This is a genomic window from Bacillus sp. AFS001701, assembly GCF_002559405.1.
Lineage (GTDB): Bacteria > Bacillota > Bacilli > Bacillales > Bacillaceae_G > Gottfriedia.
In genome coordinates this window covers 1-1,043 of record NZ_NTZO01000634.1, presented here as the reverse complement: position 1 = coordinate 1,043, position 1,043 = coordinate 1, and the positions used below count along the sequence as shown (strand labels likewise).

The window sequence follows — 1,043 nt, the reverse complement described above, 5'->3', positions numbered from 1 at the left end:
TGTCGGCACGCAGGGTGGCAGTGTTCACAGAATAAAATTGTCTAATAAACGTTAAAGTTAATAACATATAAAAAAACTCCCCTTTCGCTTAATGAAAGGGGAGTTTTTTTATATGAACTTTTATGAATTAATCAAAATATTTTCAGTTCCTCCTACATCAAGACTTGTCAAGTTTACATATGCAACTAACAAGTCAATAAAATTTCTAGCAGCAGATCCAATATACTTTTCTTTATGATGTACAATAGCAATTTCCTTAGTAATTACAGGATTCACTATTTTAATTACTTTAAGGGTTTCAGAATTCTCAGAAGTGAGAAGAGTATTGGGAAGTATGGTAGCTCCAATACCTGCTTTTACTATACTCAAAATGGAATTTACATCAGTTAATTCTATGATTGGCTTGAAGACAAATCCCATAGATGTAGCGGTATCATCAATTAATTTTCGGCAATTGTGGTTTTTAGGACTTAGGACAAGTTGAATGTCCTTAATCTCTTCAAAATCAACTTTTTCTCTTTCAGCTAAATGATGGTCAAAAGGAACAACTAAATAAAATTCTTCATTATATAAAGGGATATTTGTTAACTGTTCATTCTCTAAAGGCATGTGTGTCAATGCTATGTCGATTTCATTTTGAATAACTCTATCCTCAATATTATCTGACATAATGATCTTCATTTGTAAATAGGGATGCATTCGATGAATCTCTAGGAAAATTACAGACGCAAGCTGACTTAACTCTTCCGACATTGCACCAATGATCAGTTTACCCCTTTTTACTTTTTGAAGCTCTCCAATTTGTTCATAGATATATTTTATATTAGAGAATATTTTTTCGGATTCTTCTTGTAGAATTTTACCAGCTTCTGTAATGGCGATTTTTTTACCTAAGCGATCAAATAAACGAACCCCTAATCTATCTTCTAGGGCTCTCATTTGACGGCTTAAAGCAGGTTGTGAAATTCCTAATTTCTCTGCTGCCCTTGTAAAATGTAATTCTTCACAAATAGCTATAAAGTATTCCAATTCTCTTAATTCCA

At 32.3% G+C, this 1,043-nt stretch carries 1 protein-coding gene; it reads right to left on the bottom strand.

From position 1 onward, the window contains the following. Positions 1 to 120 precede the first annotated feature (120 nt). Positions 121 to 1,043 (bottom strand): LysR family transcriptional regulator (locus CN514_RS24225; RefSeq protein ID WP_141529515.1); only part of this gene is annotated, 923 nt, incomplete at its 5' end.